Source organism: Microbispora sp. GKU 823 (genome assembly GCF_002027145.1).
Classification (GTDB): Bacteria; Actinomycetota; Actinomycetes; order Streptosporangiales; family Streptosporangiaceae; genus Microbispora; species Microbispora siamensis.
The window spans coordinates 54,955-81,522 of the sequence record NZ_MWJN01000002.1; the positions used below are offsets into that span (position 1 = coordinate 54,955).

At 70.7% G+C, this 26,568-nt stretch carries 33 protein-coding genes, 1 tRNA gene and 1 pseudogene; 15 read left to right on the top strand and 20 right to left on the bottom strand.

Features of this window, described 5'->3' with window-relative positions:
- Positions 1-45: 45 nt before the first annotated feature.
- The 4 genes from B1L11_RS01770 to B1L11_RS01785 all read right to left on the bottom strand — a co-directional run bounded on the left by B1L11_RS01770 (position 46) and on the right by B1L11_RS01785 (position 4,344).
- Positions 46-1,059 carry a beta-N-acetylhexosaminidase gene (locus B1L11_RS01770; RefSeq protein ID WP_218670835.1) on the bottom strand — a complete coding sequence of 338 codons (1,014 nt, stop codon included), beginning with the start codon at positions 1,057-1,059 and terminating at the stop codon, positions 46-48.
- Positions 1,060-1,323: 264 nt separating this feature from the next.
- Positions 1,324-2,142 (bottom strand): carbohydrate ABC transporter permease, encoded by an 819-nt coding sequence (locus B1L11_RS01775; RefSeq protein WP_079312523.1) that lies wholly within the window; start codon positions 2,140-2,142, stop codon positions 1,324-1,326.
- A complete protein-coding gene (locus B1L11_RS01780; RefSeq protein ID WP_079312525.1) occupies positions 2,139-3,083 on the bottom strand; it encodes a carbohydrate ABC transporter permease in 945 nt (314 codons plus the stop codon). Before B1L11_RS01780 ends, B1L11_RS01775 begins: the two co-directional genes overlap by 4 nt.
- A gap of 1 nt (position 3,084) precedes the next feature.
- Positions 3,085-4,344: a sugar ABC transporter substrate-binding protein gene (locus B1L11_RS01785; RefSeq protein ID WP_079312527.1), complete on the bottom strand. Its 1,260-nt coding sequence runs from the start codon at positions 4,342-4,344 to the stop codon at positions 3,085-3,087.
- 140 nt (positions 4,345-4,484) lie between these two features.
- On the opposite strand from B1L11_RS01785, the gene B1L11_RS01790 reads away from it, so the two are divergent.
- The 3 genes from B1L11_RS01790 (at position 4,485) to B1L11_RS01800 (ending at position 6,365) form a co-directional block, all read left to right on the top strand.
- Positions 4,485-5,213: a GntR family transcriptional regulator gene (locus tag B1L11_RS01790; protein WP_079312529.1), complete on the top strand. Its 729-nt coding sequence runs from the start codon at positions 4,485-4,487 to the stop codon at positions 5,211-5,213.
- Between the two features lie 152 nt (positions 5,214-5,365).
- Positions 5,366-5,761 (top strand): hypothetical protein, encoded by a 396-nt coding sequence (locus B1L11_RS01795; RefSeq protein WP_143736823.1) that lies wholly within the window; start codon positions 5,366-5,368, stop codon positions 5,759-5,761.
- 79 nt (positions 5,762-5,840) lie between these two features.
- Complete coding sequence (locus tag B1L11_RS01800; protein ID WP_079312533.1) at positions 5,841-6,365, top strand: DinB family protein; 525 nt, start codon at positions 5,841-5,843, stop codon at positions 6,363-6,365.
- A gap of 62 nt (positions 6,366-6,427) precedes the next feature.
- Here B1L11_RS01800 and B1L11_RS01805 read toward each other — a convergent pair whose 3' ends face one another.
- The 4 genes from B1L11_RS01805 to B1L11_RS01820 all read right to left on the bottom strand — a co-directional run bounded on the left by B1L11_RS01805 (position 6,428) and on the right by B1L11_RS01820 (position 10,645).
- Entirely contained in the window at positions 6,428-7,288 is an 861-nt protein-coding gene (locus tag B1L11_RS01805; RefSeq protein ID WP_079312535.1) for an endo alpha-1,4 polygalactosaminidase, read from the bottom strand.
- Positions 7,289-7,479: 191 nt separating this feature from the next.
- Complete coding sequence (locus B1L11_RS01810) at positions 7,480-8,805, bottom strand: sugar ABC transporter substrate-binding protein (protein WP_218670836.1); 1,326 nt, start codon at positions 8,803-8,805, stop codon at positions 7,480-7,482.
- A 2-nt stretch (positions 8,806-8,807) separates the two neighbouring features.
- Positions 8,808-9,713: a carbohydrate ABC transporter permease gene (locus B1L11_RS01815; protein WP_218670837.1), complete on the bottom strand. Its 906-nt coding sequence runs from the start codon at positions 9,711-9,713 to the stop codon at positions 8,808-8,810.
- Between the two features lie 8 nt (positions 9,714-9,721).
- Positions 9,722-10,645 (bottom strand): carbohydrate ABC transporter permease, encoded by a 924-nt coding sequence (locus tag B1L11_RS01820; RefSeq protein WP_079312539.1) that lies wholly within the window; start codon positions 10,643-10,645, stop codon positions 9,722-9,724.
- Between the two features lie 194 nt (positions 10,646-10,839).
- Here B1L11_RS01820 and B1L11_RS01825 point away from each other — a divergent pair, with 194 nt between their 5' ends.
- Positions 10,840-11,763, top strand: a complete 924-nt coding sequence (locus tag B1L11_RS01825) for a carbohydrate kinase family protein (RefSeq protein WP_079312541.1) — start codon at positions 10,840-10,842, stop codon at positions 11,761-11,763.
- Positions 11,760-13,064: an alpha-glucosidase/alpha-galactosidase gene (locus tag B1L11_RS01830; RefSeq protein WP_079312543.1), complete on the top strand. Its 1,305-nt coding sequence runs from the start codon at positions 11,760-11,762 to the stop codon at positions 13,062-13,064. The genes B1L11_RS01825 and B1L11_RS01830 overlap by 4 nt, the downstream gene beginning before the upstream one ends.
- A 31-nt stretch (positions 13,065-13,095) precedes the next feature.
- Here B1L11_RS01830 and B1L11_RS47820 read toward each other — a convergent pair whose 3' ends face one another.
- From B1L11_RS47820 to B1L11_RS01840, 4 genes are read right to left on the bottom strand one after another with little or no spacing between them, the layout of a single operon-like run.
- Positions 13,096-13,494, bottom strand: coding sequence for a DeoR/GlpR family DNA-binding transcription regulator (locus B1L11_RS47820; RefSeq protein WP_218670849.1), 399 nt, complete (start codon positions 13,492-13,494; stop codon positions 13,096-13,098).
- Complete coding sequence (locus B1L11_RS47825) at positions 13,440-13,886, bottom strand: DeoR/GlpR family DNA-binding transcription regulator (protein ID WP_218670838.1); 447 nt, start codon at positions 13,884-13,886, stop codon at positions 13,440-13,442. Before B1L11_RS47825 ends, B1L11_RS47820 begins: the two co-directional genes overlap by 55 nt.
- Positions 13,883-14,332 (bottom strand): hypothetical protein, encoded by a 450-nt coding sequence (locus B1L11_RS47830; RefSeq protein WP_218670839.1) that lies wholly within the window; start codon positions 14,330-14,332, stop codon positions 13,883-13,885. The genes B1L11_RS47825 and B1L11_RS47830 overlap by 4 nt, the downstream gene beginning before the upstream one ends.
- Positions 14,281-15,231, bottom strand: a complete 951-nt coding sequence (locus B1L11_RS01840; RefSeq protein ID WP_218670840.1) for a hypothetical protein — start codon at positions 15,229-15,231, stop codon at positions 14,281-14,283. Before B1L11_RS01840 ends, B1L11_RS47830 begins: the two co-directional genes overlap by 52 nt.
- A gap of 208 nt (positions 15,232-15,439) precedes the next feature.
- Between B1L11_RS01840 and B1L11_RS49570 the strand changes: the two are divergent.
- The 4 genes and pseudogenes from B1L11_RS49570 to B1L11_RS01855 all read left to right on the top strand — a co-directional run.
- Positions 15,440-15,850 (top strand): annotated as a pseudogene (locus tag B1L11_RS49570) (SIS domain-containing protein); the annotation flags it as partial.
- Positions 15,851-16,149: 299 nt separating this feature from the next.
- Positions 16,150-16,350, top strand: coding sequence for a hypothetical protein (locus tag B1L11_RS49575; RefSeq protein ID WP_256862149.1), 201 nt, complete (start codon positions 16,150-16,152; stop codon positions 16,348-16,350).
- Positions 16,347-17,285, top strand: coding sequence for a 1-phosphofructokinase family hexose kinase (locus B1L11_RS01850; RefSeq protein ID WP_256862150.1), 939 nt, complete (start codon positions 16,347-16,349; stop codon positions 17,283-17,285). Before B1L11_RS49575 ends, B1L11_RS01850 begins: the two co-directional genes overlap by 4 nt.
- 21 nt (positions 17,286-17,306) lie before the next feature.
- The gene (locus B1L11_RS01855) at positions 17,307-18,131 is read left to right on the top strand and encodes a class II fructose-bisphosphate aldolase (RefSeq protein WP_079312545.1); all 825 of its coding nucleotides are present in this window, start codon (positions 17,307-17,309) and stop codon (positions 18,129-18,131) included.
- Between the two features lie 137 nt (positions 18,132-18,268).
- Here the strand turns inward: B1L11_RS01855 and B1L11_RS01860 are convergent, their stop codons facing one another.
- From B1L11_RS01860 to B1L11_RS46395, 3 genes are all read right to left on the bottom strand, one after another.
- Entirely contained in the window at positions 18,269-19,054 is a 786-nt protein-coding gene (locus B1L11_RS01860) for a DeoR/GlpR family DNA-binding transcription regulator (RefSeq protein WP_079312883.1), read from the bottom strand.
- A gap of 82 nt (positions 19,055-19,136) precedes the next feature.
- Positions 19,137-20,459, bottom strand: a complete 1,323-nt coding sequence (locus tag B1L11_RS01865) for a DUF2786 domain-containing protein (RefSeq protein WP_079312547.1) — start codon at positions 20,457-20,459, stop codon at positions 19,137-19,139.
- A gap of 221 nt (positions 20,460-20,680) precedes the next feature.
- Positions 20,681-20,902, bottom strand: a complete 222-nt coding sequence (locus tag B1L11_RS46395; protein WP_079312549.1) for a hypothetical protein — start codon at positions 20,900-20,902, stop codon at positions 20,681-20,683.
- 99 nt (positions 20,903-21,001) lie between these two features.
- Here B1L11_RS46395 and B1L11_RS01875 point away from each other — a divergent pair, with 99 nt between their 5' ends.
- The gene (locus tag B1L11_RS01875; RefSeq protein ID WP_079312551.1) at positions 21,002-21,199 is read left to right on the top strand and encodes a hypothetical protein; all 198 of its coding nucleotides are present in this window, start codon (positions 21,002-21,004) and stop codon (positions 21,197-21,199) included.
- A gap of 74 nt (positions 21,200-21,273) precedes the next feature.
- Complete coding sequence (locus tag B1L11_RS01880) at positions 21,274-21,591, top strand: hypothetical protein (protein WP_079312553.1); 318 nt, start codon at positions 21,274-21,276, stop codon at positions 21,589-21,591.
- Positions 21,592-21,701: 110 nt separating this feature from the next.
- On the opposite strand, the gene B1L11_RS01885 is transcribed toward B1L11_RS01880, so the two are convergent.
- Positions 21,702-21,778 (bottom strand) — tRNA-Lys (locus B1L11_RS01885).
- Between the two features lie 160 nt (positions 21,779-21,938).
- On the opposite strand from B1L11_RS01885, the gene B1L11_RS01890 reads away from it, so the two are divergent.
- Positions 21,939-22,301, top strand: coding sequence for a hypothetical protein (locus B1L11_RS01890; RefSeq protein ID WP_079312555.1), 363 nt, complete (start codon positions 21,939-21,941; stop codon positions 22,299-22,301).
- A gap of 131 nt (positions 22,302-22,432) precedes the next feature.
- Here B1L11_RS01890 and B1L11_RS01895 read toward each other — a convergent pair whose 3' ends face one another.
- On the bottom strand, positions 22,433-23,029 hold the full coding sequence (locus tag B1L11_RS01895) for a nucleotidyltransferase family protein (RefSeq protein ID WP_079312557.1): 597 nt from the start codon (positions 23,027-23,029) through the stop codon (positions 22,433-22,435).
- A gap of 55 nt (positions 23,030-23,084) precedes the next feature.
- Here B1L11_RS01895 and B1L11_RS01900 point away from each other — a divergent pair, with 55 nt between their 5' ends.
- Both B1L11_RS01900 and B1L11_RS01905 read left to right on the top strand, forming a co-directional pair.
- The gene (locus B1L11_RS01900) at positions 23,085-23,588 is read left to right on the top strand and encodes a DUF1360 domain-containing protein (RefSeq protein ID WP_079312559.1); all 504 of its coding nucleotides are present in this window, start codon (positions 23,085-23,087) and stop codon (positions 23,586-23,588) included.
- 34 nt (positions 23,589-23,622) lie between these two features.
- Positions 23,623-24,123: a DUF6328 family protein gene (locus B1L11_RS01905; protein ID WP_079312561.1), complete on the top strand. Its 501-nt coding sequence runs from the start codon at positions 23,623-23,625 to the stop codon at positions 24,121-24,123.
- 45 nt (positions 24,124-24,168) lie between these two features.
- Here the strand turns inward: B1L11_RS01905 and B1L11_RS01910 are convergent, their stop codons facing one another.
- On the bottom strand, positions 24,169-25,131 hold the full coding sequence (locus tag B1L11_RS01910; protein ID WP_079312563.1) for an LLM class F420-dependent oxidoreductase: 963 nt from the start codon (positions 25,129-25,131) through the stop codon (positions 24,169-24,171).
- A 120-nt stretch (positions 25,132-25,251) separates the two neighbouring features.
- On the opposite strand from B1L11_RS01910, the gene B1L11_RS46400 reads away from it, so the two are divergent.
- Positions 25,252-25,401: a GPGG-motif small membrane protein gene (locus B1L11_RS46400; protein ID WP_167530303.1), complete on the top strand. Its 150-nt coding sequence runs from the start codon at positions 25,252-25,254 to the stop codon at positions 25,399-25,401.
- An 87-nt stretch (positions 25,402-25,488) separates the two neighbouring features.
- Here the strand turns inward: B1L11_RS46400 and B1L11_RS01915 are convergent, their stop codons facing one another.
- On the bottom strand, positions 25,489-26,217 hold the full coding sequence (locus B1L11_RS01915; protein ID WP_204047368.1) for a metallophosphoesterase: 729 nt from the start codon (positions 26,215-26,217) through the stop codon (positions 25,489-25,491).
- Positions 26,214-26,459: a BON domain-containing protein gene (locus tag B1L11_RS01920; protein ID WP_079312565.1), complete on the bottom strand. Its 246-nt coding sequence runs from the start codon at positions 26,457-26,459 to the stop codon at positions 26,214-26,216. Before B1L11_RS01920 ends, B1L11_RS01915 begins: the two co-directional genes overlap by 4 nt.
- Positions 26,460-26,568: the final 109 nt, after the last annotated feature.

Below are 26,568 nucleotides of genomic sequence, written 5' to 3' on the forward strand. Positions count from 1 at the left end.
GTCTTCCTTTCGTGGGGGGTGGACCCTTTCGGGTGGGTTGCGGAGTCAGGGGATTACCGGCCCCGGCCGGACCCCCAGGGACTCCAGGTGGGGGGTGAGCCTGTGGAGGAAATCGCGGTAGTCCCCCGCCGTGCCCCAGGCCACCTCGGCGAAGGCACACAGCCGGGGGAAGGCCATCGCCTCGACGTGCTCGGGCGTGGGCATGTACTCGGTCCACAGCTGGCACTGCACGCCGAGGATCCGGCCGGTGGCGCCCTCCGGGGCCGGAGGCGGCCTGAACCCGTAGACGTCGGCGAGGGAGAGCACCCGGCCGTGCGGCCCCGGGGCGTCGGCCGGATAGTCGAAGTAGGTGCTGGTGTGCGGGGCCAGCACGACGTCGAACCCTTCGAGCGCCGCCCGCGGGCCGCTCTCGTGGTCGAGCCAGGTCATCGCCGTCACGCCGGGAGCGCCTCCTGGCCCGTCGTACCAGTGGATCGGGCGCCGGCCGCGGGAGGTCACGTACGCGCCGGCGGTGGCGATGAACCACGCCCGCGCCGCGTCCGGGCCCGGCAGCCCGAGCTCGGCGATCCGGCGCAGCGCCGCCTCGCCGCGCTCCCACTCGTCGGCCGGGCACTCGTCGCCGCCGAGGTGGACGTACTCTCCGGGGAACAGGTCCATGACCTCGTCGAGCACCTCCCGGCAGAAGCCGATCGTCGCCTCCTCCAGGTTGAACACGTGCGGGCTGATCCCCCACGAGTCCCAGACCGGCAGGTGGCGCGACGGTTGGTTGCCGAGCCAGGGATAGGCGGCGATGGCCGCCTGGGCGTGCCCCGGCATCTCGATCTCGGGCACGATCGTGACGAACCGGTCGGCGGCGTAGGACACGATCTCCCGGATGTCCTCCTGGGTGTAGTGCTCCCCGCTGACCTCGGTCAGCAGGGGATAACGCTTGATCTGCAGCCGCCAGCCCTGGTCGTCGGTCAGGTGCAGGTGCAGCCGGTTGAGCCGGTGCACCGCGAGCAGGTCGATCAGCCGCAGCACGAACTCCTTCGGCATGAAGTGCCGGGCGACGTCGAGCATCACCCCGCGCCAGGAGTGCGCGGGCCGGTCGGTGATCCGGCACAGCGGCGCCTCGGGGCCGAGCGCCGCGAGGGTGCGCAGGCCGTAGAAGCGCCCGGCGGGTCCCCCCGGCGGCGAGCTCGGCGCCGTCGGGGGTGACGTCGATGCGATACCCCTCCTCTCCCAGCCGGGGATCGTCGGGCGCGTGCCGTACGAGGCCGTCGTGGAGCGTGACGGTTCCCCCGAGCACGGCCACCTCGCGGGGCCGCGGAATCATCATCTGGGTCATCCCTTCACCGCGCCCGCGATCACCCCGGAGGACACGCGGCGCTGGAGCACGAGGAAGACGAGCAGGACGGGAAGCATGAACAGCGTGGCGGCGGCCATGGTGGCGCCCCAGTCGGTGCCGAAGACGTTGCCGAACCCGGACAGCCAGATCGGCAGCGTACGGTCGCCCTGGTCCTTGATCATGAGGGCGTTGGCGAAGGCGAACTCGTTCCACGCGGTGATGAAGCCGAACAGCGACGTGGACATCAGACCGGGCGCGAGCAGCGGCAGCACCACCCGGCGGAACGCCTCGGCCCGGCCGCACCCGTCCATCAGCGCGGCCTCCTCCAGCTCCGGCGGGACCGCCGCGATGAAGCCGCGCAACGTCACGATCGTGAACGGGAGCGTCGTGACGAAGTACACGAGCGTCAGCGTCGGCAGCCGGTCGAGCATGTCCGCGTCGCGGGCGATGATGTAGACGGGCACGAGCAGCGCCGACCAGGGGGCGGTCTGGGCGACGAAGACCATCAGGAGGAACCCGCGCCGTCCCGCCCAGCGCAGCCGGGCCACGGCGAAGGCGGACGGCAGCGCCACGACCAGCGCGAGCAGGACCGCGCCGGCGGTGACGGCCAGGCTGTTGCGCCAGAACGTCCAGAACCCGGCGGCCCGTACGGCCGTGGCGAAGTGGTCGAGGGTCGGCCGGGCGGGCCAGAACGCCGGGGTCTCGGTGAGGATGTCCACCGTCGGCTTGAACGCGGTGATCACCATCCAGTAGACGGGGAACACCGACACCGCCAGCACACCCAGGGCGGCCAGATTGAGCGCGGCCTTCTTCACGCTGCCTCCTCACGGAACATGCGGCGCAGGTGGACGACCAGCACGGCGAGCAGCATCAGCACGGTGAGCGTCGAGACGGCCGACCCCAGGTCGTACCGGTGCAGCGACTGCGCGATCTGGAACGCGTAGACCGGCAGCGTGGCGGTGGCGCCTCCGGGGCCGCCCTTGCTGATCGCCCAGATCTGCGCGAAGCAGGTGAAGACCCAGATCACCTCCAGCGATGTGATCAGGCCGAACAGCGGGCGCAGGATGGGGAACGTGACCCGGCCGAAGACCTGCCACGGCCCGGCCCCGTCGATCCTGGCCGCCTCGTACAGCTCGCCGGGGATGGTCGTGAGCCCGGCGTAGAGGGTGAGCGCCGCGAACGGCACCGACTGCCAGACGACCAGCGCGACCAGGATCGCGAACGTCGCCCCGCCGTCGGCGAACCACGTGTAGTCGCGGAAGGAGTCGAAGCCGAGGCGGACCAGCAGCCAGTTGACCACTCCCAGGCGCGACTGGAAGAGCCACTGGAAGATCGTGGTCGCGGCGAGCACCGGTGTGGCCCAGGTCAGCACCATCCCGCTCATGACCGCCAGCCGCATCCGCCGTCCGAGGTGCGGCAGCATCAGCGCGACGGCCGTGGAGATCACCATGATCAGCACGACGTTGGCGGCGGTCCACAGGAAGGTCCGCCGCACGACCGCCCAGAACTCCGGTCCGCCGAGGGCCTCGGCGTAGTTGGCGAGCCCGGCGAAGTCCGCACCGCCCCTGATCAGCTCGCCCAGCCGGAAGTGCTGGAAGGAGATCACGACACTGCGCGCCAGCGGGTAGACGAGCAGGCACGCGAAGCCGGCCAGGGCCGGGGCCACCAGCAGGTAGGGCCAGAGCGCGCCTTTTCTGCGGCTTCTCGCCTCGATCACGAGGGCGGGACGCACCGTACGGGCGAGGGTGCGCGCCATGTCAGGACTTGGTGTTGAGGATCGTGGTGATCACGTCGGAGGCCGCCTTCGCCTCGGTGGCCGCGTCGCCGCCGGTGAGCACCTTGGTCATGTACTCCTTGATGACGTTCCTGGCCTCCACGGCCGCCCAGTTGGGCGAGTTGGGCGTGGCGTGCCCGACCGCGGCCCCCGCCGCCATCGCCGCGGTGGCCTCGTCGCCGCTCAGGACCCCGGCGTACGAGGTCCGGTTGGGCACGTAGCTCATCTCCTTGGCCATGTCGAGCTGGAACTTCTCCCCGGCCAGGGCCTTGACCACCTCGTACGCCTCATCGGGGTGGGCGGACGCCTCGGGGATGATCAGGTCCGATCCTCCGGTGAAGACGGCGCCCGGCTTGTCGGCCGTCTTGCCGGGGATCGGGAAGAAGCCCAGCTTGCCCTTGAGGCCCGGGTTGGCCTTCTCGATCGCGACCGCACCGCCGGGAGCGGAGATGATCTGCGCGACGTCGCCCTTGCCGAAGACGTCGGCCTGCGGCGGCCTGGCCTCGTCGGAGTCTTTTGGCCCCTTGCCGAGCGTCTGGAGACGCTGGTAGAACGCCATGCCGGCGAGCGCCTGCGGCGTGTCGAGCACGCCCTTCCAGCGGTCGCCCTCCTTGACCGCGAGGTCGCCGCCCTCGTCCCAGACGAACCCGGCAAACGTGTACCAGTTCTGGCCGGGCAGGTAGATGCCCTGCACGCCGCCCTTGTTCAGCTTCGTGGTGACGTCGATCCACTCGTCGCGGGTCTTCGGCGGCGTGGTGACGCCGGCCTTGGCGAACAGGTCCTTGTTGTAGATGACCACCCGGTTGGCGGCGTACCAGGGGATGCCGTACTGCCTGCCGTCGATCTTCCCCGGCTCGGCCAGGCCGGGCAGCCAGTCGGAGCCGCCCAGGTCGGCGGCCTTTCCGGTGAGGTCCCTGACCCCGCCGCTCGCGGCGTACTCGGCGACCTGGGTGTTGCCGACCTCGATGACGTCGGGGGCGTCCTTGCTGGCCAGCGCGCTGGTCACCTTCTGCCCGATGCCGTCCCACTCCTGGATCTGGACGTTCAGGGTGATCCCGGGATGCGACCGCTGGAAGTCGTCCGTGAACCGCTTCACGATCGCGTCCGACAGGCTGTCGCGCATGAACCACACGGTCAGCGTGGTCGCGCCGGTCTTCTCGGATGTCCCGGGCTCGGACGCCGAGCCGCATCCGGCGAGCGCGAGGCTGAACGCGGCCGCCGCGGCGAGGAGGCGTAACCTCATCGGTCCTCCCACTGGTAAGTTATTGGTAAACCCTTGAGAGGAGAGTGGTCTTAACCAGTCAGGCTGTCAAGAGGCGAAATTTCGGGCATTCCCAGGCACGACGATGGGAGGAGTGGTCAACTACTGGTAAGGTCGAGGACGTGCAGAGACTTCCCACAGGCCTCAAGCGCGACCGGGTCAGAGACGTCCTGCTCGACCTGATCGCCGACAAGGAGCCCGGCACCGCCATCCCCTCGGAACGCGACCTGTCCCGGGAGCTCGGCGTCTCGCGCCCGACCCTCCGCGCGGCGATCGACGGGCTCGTACGGCAGGGCATGCTCGTGCGGGAGCACGGGCGAGGGACGTTCACCGGCCGCCGGAAGGTCACCCAGCCCCTCGCGGCCGGCCACGACTCCTTCCACGCCCCCGCCGCCGAGGGAAACTGGCTCAGCCGCATCCTGGAGTTCGACTCGGCCCCGGCCACCGCCCGGCTGGCCCACCGCCTGCAGGTCTCCCCCGCCGACCCGGTCCTGCGCGTCGTACGGCTCCGCCTGGTGGACGACGAGCCGATGGCGATCGAGCGCATCCACCTGCCGCATCGCCTGGTCGAGTCCCTGCGGCCCGACGACATGGTCTCGGGCTCGTTCTACCGGTTCCTGCGCACGAAGTTCGGCATCGACGTCCGCCGCGCCACCCAGAGCATCGAGCCGACCGTCACCGACGAGACCGAGGCCGAACTGCTCGGCGTCCCCCAGCACGCCCCCGCCCTGCTCATCGAACGCACGGCCCGCGAGGCCGGCGGCCGGGTCGTGGAGTTCACCCGGTCCATCTACCGCGGCGACCGCTACCGCATCACCTCAGAACTGCACTTCGACGACACCTCCGGCTGACGCGGCATGGGTCGTCACGGGGAGTATGCGAGATGGTCGAAAACAGTGATCGGCGAGCTTCTGATCGGCCAGACTGTACGCCGTACAACCCCCAGATAAGGCGATGGGGAGAGGCCCTTCCGGGCGACTCCCCTCCCTAAGTCCTCTTGAGAGTGTCTGACACAAGCACCCTGGTCACCGCACGAGTGCTGGAACTGCTGGAATCCTGGCGTCCCTGGCATCGCCGCCTGTGGGATGTGGGGACCGTTCTCGCCCTGCGCGAGGCGGTGGAAGCGGCCGACTGGGTGGGCCGTCACGTCCTCTCGCATGCCTCGCTCGCGTGGTACGCGCGGGAGTCGCTGCTACCGAGGCTCAGGACCGACAGCGCGTTGGGCGACGGGCAGATCCGCCGGCATCTGCCGCTCGTCGGCGCCGCACTGGACCGGCTCGCGCACGGCCACGCGGTCTCGGGCATCGCGCCGCTCGACTTGGCCGGCCGCGCGGAGTTGGCCCTGCGAGTGGTTGACGACGTCGACGGCTGGGGGCCGCACGAGTTGCTCGACGTCTAGTCCCGCCGGGAGTGCGGGTTCGCTGACAGCGTGGGCAGGGCTCTTGCCGGGGGCTGGGCGCGCTCCGTACGGTCCGGGCATGGCCACTCTTCCCTCGACCGAGCCGGCACTGGCGGTGGTGCGGGCCGCCACGGGCGACGAACGGCAGGTGCTGGAGGCGTTCCTCGACTTCCTCCGCGCGATGGTCGTACGCAAGGCCCAGGGGCTGTCCGAGCAGGACGTACGCCGGCGTCACGTGCCGTCGGCGACGACGCTGGCCGGGCTGCTCAGGCATCTGGCCGTGGTGGAACGGAACTGGTTCGGGCGGGTGCTGGCGCAGGACCCGGCCATGGCGCCTCCTTCGGAGGAGGACGCCGACAGGAGCTTCGCGGTCGGCGACGACGACACCGTCGAGGCCCTGATCGCGGCGTACGAGGAGGCCTGCGCGGCGTCGCGGCGCATCGCCGCACGGTTCCCGCTCGACCACGAGGTGCCGCACGAGCAGGTCGGCCCGATCTCGTTGCGCTGGATCTACGTGCACATGATCGAGGAGACCGCGCGGCACGCCGGGCACGCGGACATCCTCAGGGAGCTCACCGACGGCGCCACCGGATCCGTCGTCTGAGCGGACGCGGCGACGCCGGACCCCTCACGGGGCCCGGCGTCCTCTCCGCGCTCAGCGAGTGATCAGCGGCAGGCGACGCGGTAGGCGTCGAGTTCGAGGCGCTTCTTCAGTGAGTTGAAGTTCTGCGCGTTCGCCTTGCCGCAGAACTTCGAGGTGGCGAGGTTGTACTCCACGTTGAAGACGGCCTTGCCCGCCTTCACGAACTGGTCGAGGCCGTAGTCGCCGTTCTGCGCGGTGGTGCACTCACTGAACTCCCAGCACTGCTCGTTCAGCGCCCAGTCGAAGTACGGCAGGAGCTGCGGGATCTGCTCGTTGTCGTTCTTCAGGCCGGCCGACAGCCCGCGGGCGTGGGCCTCGTTCGCCAGCCAGGCGTTGTAGCGGAGCTGGTCGTCCGCGGTGAGCGGGAACCCGGTCTTGTTGGTGTAGCCGTCGACGTTGTCGAACTCCACGGCGTCGAAGCCCTTGGCCTTGCACATGTCGAGTCGCGCCCGCATGATCTGGCCGAGCGTGCCGCCGTACTGCCGGATGTCGAGCCAGCGCTCGCCCGCCCAGCCGTCGAGGGCCTTGCCGAGCACGGAGGCGGGGAAGGAGCCGGCGTCGGGCCGCCAGTCCTCGTAGGACCCGGCGCTGATGTAGCAGACGACCGTGCGGCCGGTCCTGGTCGCGTGCAGCCGCTGGACGGTCGCCGCCGTGGCGTTGAAGCCGTCGATGTCGTACATCGCGACGTCCAGGAACGGCTCCGCCGGCACCGAGCTGAGCTGCCACTGCCAACTCGTGTTCAGCGCGGGGTGCCAGCAACCGGCGCACGAGACGGGAGCGGGCAGTGCCGTCGCCGCGTTCGCGGCTGCCTGGGCGCCGACGAGCGCGCCGAGGAACGCCGTGGAGGCGGCGAGCATCGCCGCCAGGTATCGGAGAATGCGCATGTTCTTCCTCGCAGTGAGATCGGCGGGGCGCATGCGTGCTGTTCCGCACTCTCCACATCGCCTCGCCCCCGGGGGATGCGGCGGTGTGGAGTGGCGTGGCCCAGGGAGGTCGGCAGGGCGCACGCCAGCACGGGAAGGGAACCTCCTCTCCCTCTCCGGGACTCCGGCGGCGCGATCGGCCGCCGGACGACTCAGCCACCCGAGAACAGGGCGTTGACCTTCTGGTTGGCCGCGGTCAGCGCGGTGCGCGCGTCCTTCTGGCCAAGCCAGACCTCCTCCATCGCGGTGGAGACGATCTGGTTGATCTCGTCGCCGTGGTCGCTCACCGGCAGCAGGAACGTGCCGCCGGGCGCCTTGGCCTCGTCGACGAACATCTGCACGTCGCGGCCCGCCGCCTTGTGGGCCTTGAGCGCCCGCTCGACCGAGGAGGTGATGGCCGGGAAGACCACCGCGTTGTCGGCGACGATGTCCTGGCAGGCCGTGGAGCCGAGGAACTTCACCCACTTCCAGGCGGCGTCCTTGTGCTCGGTGCCCGCGTAGATGACGTCGGCGAGGCCGTTGAAGGCGGACTTGCGGCCCTGCGGCCCGGTCGGCAGCGGCGCGAAGGCGAACTTCTGCGACTTCGAGTCGAGATAGGTCCTGATCATCCAGGAGCCGGTGATGCCGAGCGCGCCCTTACCCGCGTTCAGCATCGTGTCCGGGCCGAGCGAGCTCGTCTTGTCGTACGGCGTGGCGTACCCCTTGTCGGCCAGGCGCCTGAACCAGTCGGCGGTCTCGGCGAGCTTGGGGCTGTCGTAGTAGTAGCGGGTGCCGAAGGGGTTCTTGTCGATGAACGTGAAGCCGTTGGAGACCGCCAGGTCGCCCCAGCCGTTCTGGCCCTGCGAGCCGTCGTTCAGCTCGGGCACCATGCCGTGCACGGCGACCTTGGTCTTGTCGAAGCCGGGCTCGTCGCCGCGCTTGCCGTTCGCGTCCACGGTCAGGCGGGCGATGGCCTTCTCGAACGTGCCGCCGTCGGTGGGGTTCCACGTGAGGCCGGACATGTCGACCCCCGCCTTCTTCGCCATGTCCACGTTGTAGACGATCGCGATCGTGTCCCAGTCCTTGGGCAGGCCGTACCGCTTGCCGTCCTTCACCCAGAGGTCGGCCAGGCCGGGCCAGTACTGACTCAGGTCGATCCTGTCGGCCGACACCATCGGCTGGATGTCCAGGAGCTGGTTGTTCGCGACGAACTGGGGATAGTACGACGCCTGCATCGTGATCACGTCGGGGGCGCCGCCGGAGACCATCTGGGTGGTGAGGTTCTGCCAGTACTGGTCCCAGGCGCTCTGCGAGATCTTGATGGTGATGTCCGGGTTGGCCTTGTGGAACGCGTCGGCGCACTGCTGGTAGGCGCCCTGCTGGACGTCGTCCCACAGCGCGTACGTCAGCGTGACGCCGCCGGCGTCCGCAGAGCCGCCGCCCCCGCCGCAGGCCGCCGTCAGGAGCAGGGCGGTCACCGCCATGAATGCCTTCTTCACCGTCAACCCTTCATGCCGGAGAACTGGATGGAGTCCACGAGACGGCGGCCGAAGAAGACCACCAGTAGCAGGACGGGGACGACCGACAGGGCGGAGCCCGCCATCAGGCCGGTCCAGTCGGGCGAGGTGTTGGGCGACTGCTTGAGGAAGATGCCGAGCGCGGCGGTGAGCACGCGGGTGTCCTCGCCGGGCGCCACGAGCAGCGGCCACAGGTAGTCGTTCCAGGTCCACACCGCGGTCGTCAGCGCAAGGGTGAACAGCGGCCCCTTGGTCATGGGCAGCACCACCCGCCAGAAGATCGTCCACGGCCCGGCTCCGTCGATGAACGCCGCCTGCTCGACGTCACGCGGGATGCCGAGGAAGAACTGGCGCAGGAAGAACACCGCGAACGGCGTCATGAGCAGGCTCGGGGCGACCAGGCCCTGGTACGTGTTGAGCCAGCCGAGCTGCTTCACCAGGGCGAAGTTGGGCAGCAGCGTGAAGATCGGGGGCACCATCAGCGCGGCGACGAACACGTTGAACAGGGCGTCCCTGCCGCGGAAGCGCAGCCGCGCGAAGGCGTATCCGGCCATCGCGCAGAAGAGCGTCTGGGCGCAGGTGATCAGGCCGGTGTAGACGACGGAGTTGCGCAGGTAGAGGAAGAAGCTGAGGTTGGCCCCCGACCCGCCCGCCGCGCGGGCCTCGTCCCGGCTCACCAGGCCGAGCACGCGCTCGAAGTTGATCAGCGTGGGGTGCCGGGGCAGCAGCCCGGCGTTGTCCGACGGCAGTTCCGGGCCGGGGGTGATCGCGGTCCGCAGCATCCAGTAGAGCGGGAAGAGCGAGATCCCGAGGGCGAGGATCAGGCAGATCCAGGCCGGCAGACGGCGCAGCCTCCGGCGGCCCACGGTCACCGGCGCGCTCGTGCTCACCGGCGCGCTCATGCGAGGTCCGACCGGGAGGCGCGCAGGAGGCGCATCTGGACGAAGGTCAGCAGGCCGAGGATGAGCACCAGGCTCAGCGCCAGCGCCGAGGCGTATCCCATCTTGAAATGGGTGAACGCCTCCTCGTAGATGTAGTAGTAGACGACGCGGGTGGCGTGCACCGGCCCTCCCTTCGTGGTCACCGCGACGGTGTCGAACAGCTGGAACGAGTCGATCAGCGAGACCACCAGGACGAACGCCAGGATCGGGCGGAGCAGCGGCAGGGTGATGCGGAAGAACTGGCGCACCTCGCCGGTGCCGTCGAGCGCCGCCGCCTCGTAGATCTGCTGCGGCACCAGCAGCATCCCGGCGTACAGCAGCAGCGTGGTGTATCCCGTGGCGCCCCAGGCGTTGATCGCGGCCACGCTCGGCATCGCCAGCTCGGGCGAGGTCAGGAAGCCCTGGTTGTCCAGGCCGAGGCTGACCAGCAGGTGGTTGAGGAAGCCGAGGTTGGCGTCGAGCAGCCACATCCACAGCAGGGCCGAGGTCACGCTGGGCACCAGCCAGGGCACGACCAGCAGCGAGCGGAGCACGAGCGACCGGGTGAGGCGGTGCATCAGGGCGGCCAAGCCCAGGCCCAGGACGATCTGCATCCCGACGGTGAGCACCACGTAGTAGGCGGTGACCTTCAGCGAGTTCCAGAACAGCGGGTCCCGGACGAGCTCGGCGTAGTTGTCCAGGCCGACGAACCCGGGCTCGGACAGCAGGTTCCAGTCCGTCAGGGAGTACCAGGCTCCGCGTACGGCCGGGTAGACGTAGAACGCGGCGAACCCGATGAGCACGGGCGCCAGGAAGGCCAGCGCCACCCTGCCGTCCCCGCGTCTGCGGCGGGGCAGGGCGGCGCCGGCGGTCTCCGTTTTCGTGAGGGTCGCGGTCGTCATCGTCGCGGCATCTCCAGACCTCCTGAGACCACCGGGACGAGCCGGTGCGGGCGGGATGTTGGAGACCATAATGGTCTCTTTCGAAACCTTGTCAATACCTTCGAAGATGCCGCATTCACCGCTTTCCAGGGCGCTCCCTCGGCAGTTTCGCAAGACTTGACAAGTTATCGAAGGTGCTGGGACCGTTCCGGTCCATGGGGAGACCAGATTTCGACCTGCTCGTCGTCGGTGACGCGAACCCCGACGTGGTCGTCACGGGAGCGCCGCGCGTGCCGGAGTTCGGCCAGCGCGAGCGGCTCGTCGAGGCCGGTGCGCTGGTGCTCGGCGGATCGGGGGCGATCACGGCCTGCGGCGCGGCCCGGCTGGGCCTGCGCACCGCCTTCGCCGGCCGGGTGGGCGACGACGCCGCGGGCGCCTTCGTGCTCGACGTGCTCACGCGCGGCGGGGTGGACGTCTCCGCCTGCGTGGTGGACCCCGGCGCGCCGACGGCCCTCACCGTGGTGCTGGCCGACGGCGGCGACCGGGCCATCCTGACCGCGCCCGGCTGCCTGGACCGGCTCGAACCGGGCGACGTGCCGGCGGCGCTGCTGGAACGCGCCGCCCACGTCCACGTCTCGTCCTACTTCCTGCAGCCCCGGCTGGCCGCCGGCCTGCCCGCCCTGTTCCGTACGGCACGGGCCGCGGGGGCCACCACGTCCCTGGACACCAACGACGACCCGTCGGGCCGCTGGCAGGGGCTCGACGAGGTGCTGCCGCTGACCGGCGTCCTGCTGCCCAACGAGCGCGAGGCCCTCGCCATCGCCGGACGCGCCGACGGCGACCTCGAAGGCGCCGTACGCGACCTCGCCGCCCGGGGCACCACGCCCGTGGTCAAGTGCGGCGGCGACGGCGCGCTGACCATCCACGAGGGCGAGCCGCTCCGCGTGCCGGCCGCCCCGGCCACCGTGGTCGACACGGTCGGGGCCGGCGACAGCTTCAACGCCGGCCTCCTGGCGGCCCGCCTGCGCGGGCTCCCGCTCCGCCGCGCCCTGGAGGTCGCGGTGGCCTGCGGCACCCTCTCCACCCGAGCCGCGGGAGGCACAGCGGCACAGCCGACCTGGGAGGAAGTCACCCGATGAGGAACCCGAAGATCGTCTTGATCGGCGCGGGAAGCGTCGTCTTCACCCAGGGCCTGCTCGCGGACCTGCTGGCCTACCCCGAGCTGCGGGAGGCCCGGATCGCGCTGCACGACATCGACGCCGAGCGGCTGCGGGTCGCCGAGACCGTCGCGCACCGGATCGCGGCGGCCCGCGGCGCCCGGCCGGCGGTCACCGCCGACCTCGACCGCCGGGCCGCGCTCGACGGCGCCGACTTCGTGATCAACATCATCCAGGTGGGCGGGCACGACGCGACCGTCGCCGACTTCGAGATCCCCGCCCGCTATGGCCTGCGCCAGACGATCGCCGACACGATCGGCGTGGGCGGGATCTTCCGGGCGCTGCGCACCTTCCCGGTCCTGGACGCCCTCGCGGCCGACATGGCCGCCGTCTGCCCCGACGCCCTGTTGCTCAACTACACCAATCCGATGGCCATGAACGTCTGGTATCTCAGCGGCAAGGTGCGCAACGTCGTCGGCCTGTGCCATTCCGTGTACTGGACCATGCGGGGGCTGGCCGACCTGGTGGCCGTGCCGTACGAGGAGGTCGCGTACCTGGCGGCGGGGGTGAACCACCAGGCGTGGGTGCTGCGGTTCGAGCGGGACGGCGAGAACCTGTACGACCGGCTGGACGACGCCATCGCGCGCGACCCGGAGCTGCGCCGCCGGGTGCGGGTGGAGATGTACCGGCGCCTGGGCCACTATCCGACCGAGACCAGCGAGCACTCGGCCGAATATCTGCCCTGGCTGTTGCGCCACGACGACGAGATCGACCGGCTGCGCATCCCGGTGGGCGAGTACGTGCGGATCAGCGAGGAGAACGTGCGCGAGTACAAGCGCACCCGCGACGCCGTACGGCACGGCGGGGACCTGCCCGTGGAGGGCACCGGCGAGTACGCCCCGCAGATCATCCACAGCGTCGTGACCGGCACCCCGCGCGTGGTCTACGGCAACGTCGTCAACGACGGGCTGATCGCCAACCTGCCGCCCGGGTGCGTGGTCGAGGTGCCGTGCGCGGTGGACGCCACCGGAGTGCTGCCCACCCGGATCGGCGCACTCCCGCCGCAGTGCGCCGCGCTCAACCGGGCGTACGTCAACGTCAACGAGCTGACCGTGCGGGCCGCGCTGGAGGGACGGCCGGAACACGTGCGGCACGCCATGATGGTGGACCCGAACACGTCGGCGACGCTGTCGCTCGAGGAGATCTGGCGGCTGTGCGACGACCTGACCCGGGCGCACGGCGACCTGCTTCCCGAGGCGCTGCGCGCGACGCTCGCCGGCTGACGGCCGTTCCTCCAAGCTGCGATCTCCACCTTCAGGCCGCGATCTCCACCTTGAGGCCGCGATCGCGCAGCACGGCCACCGTCGCCGGGTCGGCCGGCTCCCCCGTGATGAGCAGGTCGATCTCCGACAGCGGGCAGATCGGCGCCATCCCGATCGCCCCGAGCTTGGAGGAGTCGGCGACCACGATGCGGCGGCCGGCCGCCCGCAGCATGCGCTGCTTCATCTCCGCGTCGGGCAGGTTCACGTTGGTGATCCCGACGTCGGGGTGTACGCCGCCGCAGCCGATGAAGACCGTGTCCACCCGGATGCCCTCGATGGCCTTGCCGCCGAGCGGATCCACCAGGGAGTGCTGCTGACGGCGCAGGCTCCCCCCGGTCACGACCACGGCGAAGCGGGGCAGCGCGGGCTCCAGTTCCAGCGCCGTACGCAGGCCGTTGGTGAAGACCGTGACCTCGGTGAGGTCGCCCGGGCGACGAGCTCCCTGGCCACGTAGGCGGTGGTGGTCCCCGCGCCCATCATCACGCTCTCCCCCGAGCCGACCAGCCGGGCCGCCGCCTTGGCGATCAGCGCCTTCTCCACGGCCGCCGTGCCGAGCGACAGCTCGAACGACGGCTCGGTGCGCCGCGGCGGCCCGGCCGCGACGGCCCCGCCGCGGACCCGGCGGATGCGGCCCTGCTCCTCCAGCGCGTCCAGGTCGGCGCGTACGGTGACGCTGGAGACGCCGAACGCCTCGGCGAGCTCGGCGACCCGGGCGAACTCCTGCTCCATGAGCATGCCGAGCATGCGCTCCCGCCGCACCTCCGTGGGCATGGAGTCGGTCATGGCCTGCTCCCGGCCCTGCTCCCGGCGCTGCTCCCGGCCCTGCTCTCAGCGGGGCGGACGCCCTCCGGCAGCAGGTCGCCGTGCGCCTCGATCAGCTCGTCGCAGAGCGCCTCGATCGCGGGCAGCGGCAACGTCGCGGCGGTGTTGGGGTCGAGCATCGCGGCGTGGTGGACGTGCCTGCGGTCGCCGTCGAGCACCGCGCGCACGGTCAGCTCGACAACGTTGAGGAACGTGCGGTTGAGCGCCACGAGCTGGATGGGCAGTTCTCCCACCGGCCGGGGGTGGACGCCGTCGGCGTCGACCAGGGCGGGCACCTCCACGCAGCAGCCCTCGGGCAGGTTGCCGATCAGCCCGTGGTTGGGGACGTTGACGTAGACCTCCTTCTCCTGACCGGTCAGCATGGCCAGGAGCGCGGCGGCCGCGGGCTCCTGGTGCTGCCAGCGCACCAGCAGCGACCGGCCGGCCGACAGCGCCCGCCGCGTCTCCTCGTACAGGTGCAGGCTGTGGCCCACCCGCCGCAGGTACTCCTCGGGACGCACCCCGAGCGCGCGGTCTCCTCGCTGTGCCGCATGAACCACGGGACGTACTCGGCGGCGTGCTCGCTCGACTGGGTCGGGAAGTAGCCGAACCGGCGGTAGAGCTCCACCCGCACGTGCCGCCGCAGCTCGGGATCGGCATCGAGCACCTCGTCGAGGTCGGGATACAGCGAACGGCCCTCGGCTTCGAACCGCAGCACGAACGACTGGTGGTTGAGGCCGGCGCTGAGGAACGTGACCTCGTCCAGCCCCCGGCCGACCAGATCGGCCAGGTACGCGTGGGTGTCGCAGACGGCGTGGCACACCCCGGCGAACCGCGTGAAACCGGTCGCCTCCTGCACCGCCCAGCCCGTCATCGCCATCGGGTCGCTGCAGCTCAGCAGCCAGGCGTCCGGGCACAGCTCGGCCATCTCGCGGCCCAGCTCGACGAAGACCGGAATCGTCCGCAGCCCGCGGAAGATGCCGCCGATACCGATGGTGTCGCCGATCGTCTGGCGCAGGCCGTACCTGTGCGGGATCTCGAAGTCGCGCAGGGTCGCCTCGAACCCGCCCACGTCGATGTGGCCGACGACGAAGTCGGCGCCGTCCAGCGCCCTGCGCCTGCTCGGGCAGGTGACGATCGTCGCCACCGATCCGGCCTCGGCGTCGAGCGCGCGGACCAGGGCCTCGGCCGTCGCGAGCTGGCCGGGGTTCTCGTCGTGCAGCACGATCTCCAGCTCGCCCCGCAGCGAGGGGGCGAGGAGAAGATCGGAGACCACCCTGCGCGTCAGCTCCACGTCCCCGACGCCGACGAAGACGATGCGCGCCATCCCCACCTCCCGCCCGGTACGTGCGCGAAGACTACTTCACCCGATGCTCCCACGCACCCCATGAGCGGGCGATGCTCGATTGTGCGCGGTATCCGCTGTTTCCGCGCATGTCATGTCGCCGCCCGTCCTGGTCCGTCGACGTTCACGACGACCATACGCCGTCCTCCATTGCTCGAATCTGCTCGATAGTGCTACAAATCTTGCATCAATGAGCACTGGAGGGCCCGTGAGTCACACCGAGACCGAGATCGCGTCCCAGCCCGCCTGCTGGAGCCGAGCCGCCGGACTGTCCTCCTCCGATGCCCTGCCGGCGAGGGGCGAGCGGGTTGCGGTCGTCGGCTGTGGCACCTCGTGGTTCATCGCCCAGGCGTACGCCGCGCTCCGCGAGGGCGCGGGGCACGGCGAGACCGACGCCTTCCCCGCCTCCGAGGCCCCGATCGGCCGCCGGTACGACCGGGTGCTGGCGCTCACCAGGTCGGGCACCACGACCGAGGTGCTCGACCTGCTCCGCCGCGTCCGCGAGCAGGGCGGGGAACGGGCCCGGACGGCCGCGGTCACCGCCGATCCGCACACGCCGGTCATGTCCCTCGCCGACGAGGTCGTCGTCCTCGACTTCGCCGACGAGCGGTCGGTCGTGCAGACGCGGTTCGCCACCGCGCAGCTCGCCATGCTGCGGGCGCACCTCGGCGAGGACCTCACCGGGGCGATCGCCGACGCGGAGCGCGCGCTCGCCGAACCGCTGCCCCCCGGCCTCGTCGCCGCCGAGCAGTTCTCCTTCCTCGGCACCGGCTGGACGTACGGCCTGGCGCGGGAGGCGGCGCTGAAGATGCGGGAGGCCTCGCAGTCGTGGACGGAGGCCTACCTCGCCATGGAGTATCGCCACGGCCCGATCAGCATCGCCGCGCCCGGGCGCGTCACGTGGGCGTTCGGTCCGGTCCCGCGCGGCCTGCGGAGCGAGGTGGAGGCCACCGGCGCACGTTCGTGGAGGGCGGCCTCGACCCCATGGCCGAGCTGGTCCGGGTGCAACGGCTCGCGGTCGCCAGGGCGCACGCCCGCGGTCTCGACCCCGACACGCCGGCGCACCTTACCCGATCGGTCATCCTTCCCGAATCGCCGTGACCCGCGTGATCCTCACCGTCACGCTGAACGCCGCGCTCGACGTCACCTACGGCGTCGGCGACCTCGACTGGGACGGCGTCAACCGCGTGCGCGCCGTGCACCGCAGGGCGGGCGGCAAGGGCGTCAACGTGGCCCGCGTCCTCACCGCCCTCGGCCACGAGGTCCTCGCCACCGGCCTGGCAGGCGGCCCGACCGGCGACGCCGTGCTCGCCGACCTGGCCGCGGCCGGCGTCCCCGCCGCGTTCACCCCCATCGCGGGGGAAACCCGCACCACCCTCGCCGTCCACGCGGCCCGGCGGACCACGCTGTTCAACGAGCCGGGACCACTGGTCGCCCCGGAGGAGCTGGCCCGGTTCCTCGACGCGTACGAGCGGGTCCTCGGCCGGGCGTCCGCCGTGGTGATCTCCGGCAGCCTCCCGCGCGGAGTGCCCGCCGACCTCTACGCCACGCTGGCCGCCGTCGCCGCCCGGCACGACGTCCCCGCCGTCGTGGACGCCGACGGCGCTCCCCTGCGCCACGCCCCCGCCGGGCGGCCCGCCGTGCTCAAGCCCAACGCCGAGGAGCTCGCCCGCGCCCTGGACCCGGACGGCGGGGAGACGGTGGACGTCGCCGCCGGGGCCCGGTTCCTGAGGGACGAGGGCGCCGGGTCGGTCGTGGTCTCACTGGGGGCGGACGGTGTGCTCGCCGCGACCCCGGAGGGGACCTGGCGGGCCCGCATGCCCTACCGGGTGGAGGGCAATCCGACCGGCGCCGGAGACGCGCTGGTGGCCGGACTCGCGCTCGGCCTGGTGGAGGGCGCGCCGTGGCCCGAACGGCTCCGCCGGGCGGCCGCCCTCGGCGCCGCCGCCGTCGCCGCCCCCGTCGCGGGCGACTTCGATCCCGGCGTCTACCGGCGCGTCCACCCCGGCATCACCGTCGAACCCCACCACCCCTGACCGGACCTTCGGAGGCCCACCATGCCCCTCGCCGGCATTGGCGACATCATCCGCGACGCGCCCCTGGGCGTGGGCGCGTTCAACATGATCCAGCTCGAACACGCGGAGGCCATCGTCGCGGGCGCCGAGACCGCCGGCGTCCCTGTGGTGCTGCAGATCAGCGAGAACTGCGTGCGCTACCACGGCGCGCTGGCCCCGGTCGCGCTGGCGTCGCTCGCCCTGGCCCGGGCCGCCGCCGTTCCCGTGGCCGTGCACCTCGACCACGCCACCGACAGATCCCTGGTCGAGGAGGCCGTCGGTCTCGGCCTCGGCTCGGTGATGTACGACGCGTCCGCCCTGGACCACGAGGCCAACGCGACGGCCACGGCCGAGGTGGCGCGCTGGTGCCACGAGCGCGGCGTGTGGGTGGAGGCGGAGCTCGGCGAGATCGGCGGCAAGGACGGCGTGCACGCCCCGGGCGCCAGGACCAGGCCGGACGAGGCGGCCGGCTACGTCGAGAGGACCGGGGTGGACGCCCTGGCCGTCGCGGTCGGCAGCTCGCACGCCATGACGACGAAGGACGCGGTCCTCGATCTCGGCCTGATCGCCGAGCTCCACGCCGCCGTCCCGGTCCCGCTGGTGCTGCACGGCTCCTCCGGGGTTCCGGACGAGACCATCCGGGCGGCCGTGCGGCACGGCATGAAGAAGATTAACATCGCGACCCATCTCAACAAGGCGTTCACGGCGGCGGTCCGCGACCGCCTGACCGCCGACACGTCCGTGGTCGACTCGCGCAAATACCTCAAGGCGGGCCGCGACGCGGTCACCCGGGAGGTCGCCCACCTCCTCGGCGTGCTGGCCTCGTGACAGAACCTCCCGGCACGCGCCCCACTCGCAGGGCGGCCCCATGGCAGGCGGCCTCGCGAGCCGCCGCTCGTCGCGGGCGCGGCCGCATGAGGAGATGTCCGCGCACGGTGACCCGGTGTGCGGGCCCGTGTGGTCGCTCAGGCGCGCACGACCTTGACACCCACGTCGGCGAAGGGTGCCGTCTGCTCCTCGGTCGCCGCGCTGTCGGTGACGAGGATGTCGATCCGGTTCACCGGGCAGATCCGGGCGAACGCCCGCCTGCCGAGCTTCGAGCTGTCCGCCACGATGACGACCTGCTGCGCGCGGGAGGCCATGATCTGGTTGACCGCCGCCTCGCCCTCGTTGTGGGCGCTCGCGCCGTGCTCCAGGTGCAGGGCGTCGACCCCCAGGATCGCCAGGTCCAGGGCGACGCGCTCCAGCATGCCTGCGGCGATCGGCCCGATCAGCTCGTACGACTGGGGCCGGGCGGAGCCGCCCGTGGTGACGACGTGGATCTGCGGGCGGAGCACCAGCTCGTTGGCGATGTTCAGGGCGTTGGTCACCACGGTGACCACCGAGCCCCGCTGGTCGGTGTTCAGGTCGGGGCGCGTGGCCAGCGCCCGGCCGACCTCGGTCAACGTCGTACCGCCGTTCAGGCCGACGGTGGCGCCGGCGGGGACCATGGCGGCCGCCGCGGCTCCGATGCGCTGCTTCTCCGGGGCGTGCCTGGCGACCTTGTAACGCAGGGGCAGGTCATAGGTGACGCTGTGCGCCGACGCCCCGCCACGCGTGCGGGTGAGGAGCTGCTGGGAGGCCAGCTCGTCGAAGTCCCGCCGCACCGTGGCGGGCGACACGCCGAGATGCTCGGCGGTCTCCTCCACGTCGAGGTGCCCGCGCTCGGCGAGCAGCTCCAGCAAGGTGTTCCACCGCTCGTATCTGCTCACGGCCACTCCTTGCTCACCCGCTGCCTGCGCGACCCATCATGCCCGGTCCTGGAGGTTCCGGAGCCCCAGGTGTGCCTCCGGATCAACGGCCTCCTTCTGCGATCTTTCCCCGGACGTCGAGGACGGCCCGGTCGGCGGCGGCCCGGCCGGAGATCCAGCCCTCCCGGTTGCTGACCGCGCCCGCGCCGACCATGGTCAGCATCGGGAAGATCTCCTCGACCTTCGCCTCGACGGCCTGTTCCCTGGCAGCCAGTACCGGCAGCAGGTCGCGCCCGGCATCGGCGGCGGCCTCCCGCACCGCCTGTCCCGCCGCTTCCTCCAGCCGCTCGCCGATCCGCTGGGCGTACGCCGCGAGGAACGACTGCCGGAACGACCGCGTGCGGGAACGGCCGGAGCCGTCCCGGCGAGACCCGGCCAGCGTCATCGCGGTCATGGCCTGCACCAGCAGGGAGGTGAACAGCACCTCCACCGCGGCCAGATCCGCGGGGAAACCGAGCACGGTGGCGAACCCGAAATGCCGGCTCCACACGGAGCGGCAGTGGTTGGCCGAGGCGATGACGTCCAGCAGCATCGCCTTCGGGCCCTCGTAGGGCGCGTCGACACCCAGCCGGCGGCCCTGCGGCCGGTCGGCTCCTCCCGGGCCGGCCGTCCGCGAGGCGAGCAGCGCGGCGTCGATGCTGTGCCGGGCCATCAGCGCCTGGGCCGCGGCGGTGAACGTCTCGGCCTCCGCCTCGAACTCGGTCGACTCGGCCTTGGCCAGCAGGGCCCGCACCCGGGCGAGCATCCGCTCGTCGACGGCGGCGCCGCGGGAGCCGGGCGTACGGCGGGCCGTTCCCGGCACGGGGCACAGCCGCTCCAGCGGCGGCAGCGTGGCCAGCAGATGGATCACCCGGAGCGCGCAGGCGACCATCGCGGTCCGGTCGCCGTCCTCACGGAGGTACTCCTCGTCGCGGCCCCACCACACCGTCGCGCCGATGGCCTCGATCTGGTCGAGCCAGCGGTCGTCCACTGTCGCCGCGGCGTAGGCGCGCATCTCGGCCGCGACGGCGTCGGTCACGAGGCGGACGTGCCGGGCCTCCAGCCGCCGGCCCACCAGCCGGACGACGTCTGCGGGCTGCCAGCCGAGGTGCCAGGCGTGCGTCACCTGCCGGTGCAGGGCGTCGAGCAGGGCGCGGTCCACGGCCTGGCGCAGCCCCTGGCCCTGCGCGAGGACCTTCACGCATCGCCGGAACTCGGTCTCGTCGAGGCGGCGCCGCGCCTCCAGCGCCGCGGACAGCAGTCCGGCCACCAGTTCCTCGGCCGACTCCCCCGGAGAGCGGGACGACCAGGGGAAACTCCAGGCGCCGCCCCCCGGCGGCCCGAGGCTCCACCGCCGCCGCGCGCCCTCCCGCTCTCCGCCGCTCATCCGCTGCCCTCCCCCGCTCGGCGCCTCCCGGGATCCTCGGCGGCCGCCCCGGTCGGTCGTGCGAGCGATTCTGTCAGCCCCGGCCGTCAGTGCCGTGACGTTATCCACAGGCCGGCGGGAGTGGCCGTCAGGCGGGCCCGGCGGAATCTCAACCGAGCAGGCGGAAGCGTTCGGCCACGATCAGCGTGCCGTGTAGCCCACCACCGCCTCGGTGAGCTCACTCAGCGGGCCGTCCGGTTCCGGTGTCGCGGGAGGAACGGATACAGGACGGTGACGTGCGCGGGCATGCCGTACGCCGCGAAGGAGTCGTAGCGTTCCCGCAGGCCCCGGACCAGGGGCTCGGCCGAGGGGACCTCCACCACCAGGGCGGTCTCATCGATCTCGAAGGCGGTCACGCGTACGACCAGACGCAACTGCGGGGAGTCACGTACCGCTCTGGGCATTTACATGGCGGATTCGGCCAGATTAAATCTTTATTTCCAGATACATAGTGATCTGGACCACATTGGTGCCGTGCCTGATCGTGCGAGGAGTGGTGCCCGATGGTGTTGTCGCTGGCGAAGCGAATGATCTTCGCTCTCGGCCGGGGATTCGTGCGGCTCGGACGGTACTGGGCCGCCCAGTTCGGCCTCGCCTACGCGCTGACCTGGTCCCCCGACGCGCCCCACCTCGCGCATGAGGAGGAGACCGAGCACTGGGACTGGTCGATCCCCTACCACTGGTACGAGACCTCCCGCTGACCGCCGCCCTGCCGGCCGGACCGGCGTCCGGTGAATGCCCGGCGGATCACGCCTCACCGCTCGATACTGTCCGCATGAAGGACGTCCGTTGCGAGCGCTGCGACCTCACCGTCGGTTTGGGCTGCTCCTGCTCGGGGACCTCGCCGAAGGCGTTCGTCCCCTTCGAAATCCTGATCTCCCCCAATCAATTCGCCCACCTACCCGGTGGATGCAACCACACGGCCAGCCAGGAGATCACGGAACGCGACTGGGGGCGCGTACGCGATCCTCGTCCGGGCCTGTGGATCAGCATCGGCCCGGGCAACCCCGTACGCGCCCAGGAAGGAAACCTGGAGACGTTCGCCATCCGGCGGTGTCAGGACTGCGCGAACGCGTTCCCCGGCGCCGGGTGACGGAAGGCGGCGCGTTCAACAAATTCGGGCGACGAGCCGGGTCACGAGCCGAAGGCCGGCCTGGGTAACGCAGAAGGCCCAGGTCGGCTGTGCCGACCTGGGCCTTCTTGTGGTGCGCCGCCAGGGACTCGAACCCCGGACCCGCTGATTAAGAGTCAGCTGCTCTAACCAACTGAGCTAGCGGCGCCCGCACCACAAGAGTAGCGGCATCCGGAGGTGCTCCGCGCCACCGGCGCGCTCATCGTGCCGGAATGCGGGCGACCAGATCATGTCCTGCCCTTACGTGTCCGGGATGTTCCCCTTCTCACCTTCGGGTACGTGGAGTGACGACGAAGGGAGTGAGGACCATGACACCGGATCTCTGGTCGTATTCCGACACCGTCTCGGGCACCGGACAGCAGATGGACATCGCCGGATACGACGTGCAGGCCGTGGACGGGAAGATCGGTTCCGTGGACGAGGCCACCTACGAGGCAGGCCAGAGCTACATCGTCGTGGACACGGGCCCGTGGATCTTCGGCAAGAAGGTGATGCTCCCCGCGAGTGTGGTGACGAGGATCGACTTCCAGGATCGCAAGGTCTTCGTCAGCCGTACCAAACAGGAGATCAAGAACGCGCCGGAGTTCGACGAGTCGGCGATGAGCGACCCGGGCTATCGGGACCGTGTCGGGGAGTACTACGGACGTTTCCCCCGCACTTCGTCCATGTGAGTGACATATGGAGGGGCCGCGCCGTCACGGCGCGGCCCCTCTCTTCGCCGGCGAACCGGCAGCCCGACCCCGCCCGGCCCCGCCCGGCCCCTCCTCCGCATGGACCGGGACGGCAGGCCGGAGTGCGGCGCTCACGGCCAGGTGCTGTCCGGCCGAGGTGTCGTAGGGGCGATGATGCGCAGCCGCTCCAGGAGCGTGACGAACGTCGAGGCGTACGGCGACGGCGCGGCGACCGAGGCGACCCGGTCCCAGTCCACCTGCTCCCGCATGGCGCGGACCATGGGCAGCAGCGAGCCGTAGTCGCAGGCGTGCTCCGACAGCGGCAGTATCCAGGAGATCACAAGGTCGGTGGCTTCGAGGACGGGCAGGCTGAGCGCGGCGGTGTTGATCGGCTCGGCCCGAGCGATCATGGCCTCGGTCACGGGCCTGTCGGCCAGCGAGAAGATCAGGTCGACGAGGATCCCTTCCTCGTCGAACGCCTTGACCAGCCAGTCCTCCGGTGGTTTCGCGGTCCGGAAACCCAGGCTCTCCAGGGTTTTCAGCGCGAGCGGGACGTCTTCCTCGACCAGGGCGAAGTCGACGTCATGCAGTGATGGCGCGGCGCCCCTCGCATAGCCGGCGCAGCCTCCGGCCAGGGCGAACCGCACCCCGGCCTCCTTGAGGCCGGCCCCGGCGCGCTTGAGCGTCTCAAGAATCGCGTCGGTGACTTCGTGACTGTGACTACCCACTCACGTCGCTTGCCCAGCCATGTTCGCCGCAAACAATCCCGGGTAGGGCGCGCTCATGACCGAGACCCTCCAGGAGATCAAGCGCGAGTACGAGGGAGAGGACAACCGTCCGCTGGCCTCGTACACACGGGTTCTCGCGGTGTACGGCGGGGCCGTCACGGCGCTGCTCGCCGCGGCGAAACTGACGGGCCGCACAGGCCCCGAGAAGATCAAGGTGATGGACCTCATGCTCATGGGGCTGTTCACGCACCGGCTCTCGCGCACGCTCGCGAAGGATCCCGTCACCAGTCCCATCCGCGCCCCCTTCACCCGGTACGAGGGCGTCTCCGGCCCGGCGGAGCTCAAGGAGAAGGTCCGCGGTCACGGGCTGCAGCACGCCGTGGGCGAGCTCCTGACCTGCCCGTTCTGCCTGTCCCAGTGGGTCGCGACAGGATACGCGGCGGGCACCGTGTTCTTTCCCAGGGTGACCCGGCTGGCCGGGGCGACCATGGCGGCCGTGGCGATCTCCGACTGGCTCCAGCTCGCCTACGCGCGCCTGATGAAGAAGACCGAGGAATGAGCGAGCGGTCCGAGCCGCCGGGCGAGGCAGTGGCATGAGTGAGGTGCTCGAGCCTCTGGAGAACACCGACGAGAACCCGAAGGAGCGCGTCGACCGCGAGCTCGGCGAGCTGCTGCAGGGTCTCCGGGTGGCCGCGACGGGCGTGCAGGTGCTGTTCGCGTTCCTGCTGACGCTCCCGTTCTCCTCCGGTTTCGGCAAGATCGACACGACCGGGAACTGGCTGTTCTACCTGGCGGTGGTCAGCGCGGCGGTCGCGTCGATCTGCACGATCGCCCCGGCGACCCAGCACCGGATCATGTTCCGGTCGGGGCTCAAGGAGTTGCTGCTGCGCCGGGCAAACCGCCTGGGCGTGGCCGGCGGCCTGGCCCTGGCCGTGTCCATGACCTGCTCCACCGCCCTGGTTCTGGACGCGCTGACCAGCCCCGGGCCCGCCGCGCTGGTCGGCGCGGGCGTGGCGCTGCTGTGTGCCTGGCTGTGGTTCGTCCAGCCGCTCCTGTCGCTGCGCCTGGTCAAGGACGAAGACCAGAAAGCCTGAGAGCGCGACCGCGATGCCCGCGGTCGCGCTCTCGCGTGCCTCGCGTCAGCTCCGCTCCCGCAGGCGCGGCAGGATCTGCGTCGAGTAGAACTCGAAGAACCCCTCCTGCTCCGTGCCGATCTGGGAGATGTAGACCTCGTCGAAGCCGGCGTCCACGTACTCGCGGATCGCGCTCAGGTGCGCCTCCGGGGAGGGGCCGCAGGGCGTCGACCGGGTGGCGGCCTCCTCCGTGACGAGCTGCGAGAGCTGCTCGAAGTGCCGCGGCAGCGGCAGGAGCTGAGCGGCCTCTCCCGGGATCCCCTGGTTGGGCCAGAGCCGGTGGACGGTCTTGCGCGCCTCGGCCTCGTCGTGCGCCCAGCACACCTTCAGCCCGGCCGCGCACGGCTTGCCCTCGCCGCCCGCCTTGTGGAACGCCTCGACCATGTCGGCGGCGGGCGCGGTGTGGATGTAGCCGTCGCCGAGCCGCCCCGCGAGCTCGACGGACTTGGGCCCGAAGCCCGAGATGTAGATCGGCGGAGGCTGGTCGGGCAGCGAGTACAGCCGGGCCGTGTCCACCTCGTAGAACTCGCCGCGGTAGGTCACGAGCTCGCCGGTCCACAGCTCCCTGATGACGTCCAGGGCCTCCTCCAGCATGCGCTGGCGCTCCTCGGCCGGTGGCCACTGGTCGCCCAGGATGTGCTCGTTCAGCGCCTCGCCGGTGCCGACCCCCAGGCGGAACCTGCCGTCCAGCAGGATCTGTGCGGTCGCCGCGGCCTGGGCGATGATCGCCGGGTGGATGCGGATGATGGGACAGGTGACCGCGGTGGTCACCGGCAGCGACGTGGCCTGCGAGATGGCCCCGATGACGGACCACACGAACGAGCTCTCGCCCTGCTCGTCCAGCCACGGGTGAAAGTGGTCGGAGATCCACAACGCCTCGAAGCCGGCTTCCTCGGCGAGTTTCGCCTGACGTACCAGCTCCTTGGGGTCATGCTCCTCGCTGGAGAGAAAATATCCGAAAGTGGTCATGTATCACCACATGCCCGAATAGTGTCAAGCAAACGTAACAATGGGCGATTCCGGCGCAAATTCGATCGACCCCAGGGCTGGATGATGTTACGAGACCCTTTGTAGGGGCAGTGGAGGGCCATGGCTACTCTGCTTTGGATCATCGCCGTGGTACTGGTAATCGCCGGGATCTACGTCATCCTGGCCCGTCGGGACATCCTCTGGGGGATCGTCCTCATCGTCCTCGGATTCCTCGTCGGCCCCGGGGGCGTCAGCATCTTCAATCCCTAGCCGCAACCTCGCCCACACCACTCGCGGACACCGAGACGGCGGCCGGCCGAAGGGGCCGGCCGCGTCTCGCGACGAGAACACGGCGAATCAGCAATGGTCGCCGTTCAGGCAGTAAACGGTGTAGGCGTGCTTGATGACCGGAAGGGCGACATTACGCACCCGGATGCCTCCGGGAGTAACGCCCTTTTCCGTACCCGCGTGCGCGTGACCGTGGATGAAGAGATCCGCGCCCTCGGCGTCGGCCGCCTCCGCCAGCATGTAGCTGCCGAGGAACGGATAGATTTCCGGCGGCTCGCCCATCAGCGTGTCCTTGACCGGCGAGTAATGGCTGAGCACGATCTTGTGATCGGCGTCCAGGTCCTTGAGCGCCCGCCGCCATCGTTCGGCGATCTCCTTCGTGTGCCGGACGAACGCCTTGGTCTCCGGCTCCCCGAACTCGCTCGCGCACTTCCCGGCGAAACCGCCGCCGAAGCCCTTGCCGCCGGCGACTCCGAGCCGTACGCCGTCGATGGAGACGACCGCGCCCTCGTCGTCGAGAACGATGATGCCGGCGTCACGGAGAAGATCGATGATCTCCTGGTTGCGGTCGGAGTGGTAGTCGTGGTTGCCCAGCACGGCGACGACGGGGATGGGCAGGCCGCTCAGCTCCTCGGCGACCACCCGGCCCTCGGGGATCGTGCCGTGCCTGGTCAGATCGCCTCCCACCAGCAACACGTCCGCACGGCGCTCGATGCCCTCGATCTTCTTGCGATAGTGGCCGCGCAGGTCCTCGCCCAGATGGATGTCCGCGACGGCGGCGATCCGCAGTTCCCTCACAGATGCTCCTCCTCTCCCGGCTCCCGCACCTCCACCAGGGTGATCTCGTTGTGCAGCCGCAGGCCCGGAGCCGCCTCCCGGGCGACGTTCTCGATCTGATGCCGCCGCTCGTCACAGGAGACCTGCCCGCGCAGGTAGACCTCTTCTCCTCGCACATCGACCCGAATGCCCAGTTCGGTGGTTCGTTCGTCCTCCGCGAGTGCCCGCTGCACGCGGGCCGCGACATAGTGCGGCGTCTCCATCTCTTCCCCTCGTGTCCCCCTCGGTTCCGTACGGCTAGCGCTGCCCGGCCCTTTCCCGGCGAAACCACTGGTTTGACGGGCGCGAGGGTGGATATGGTTTTCTGTATTC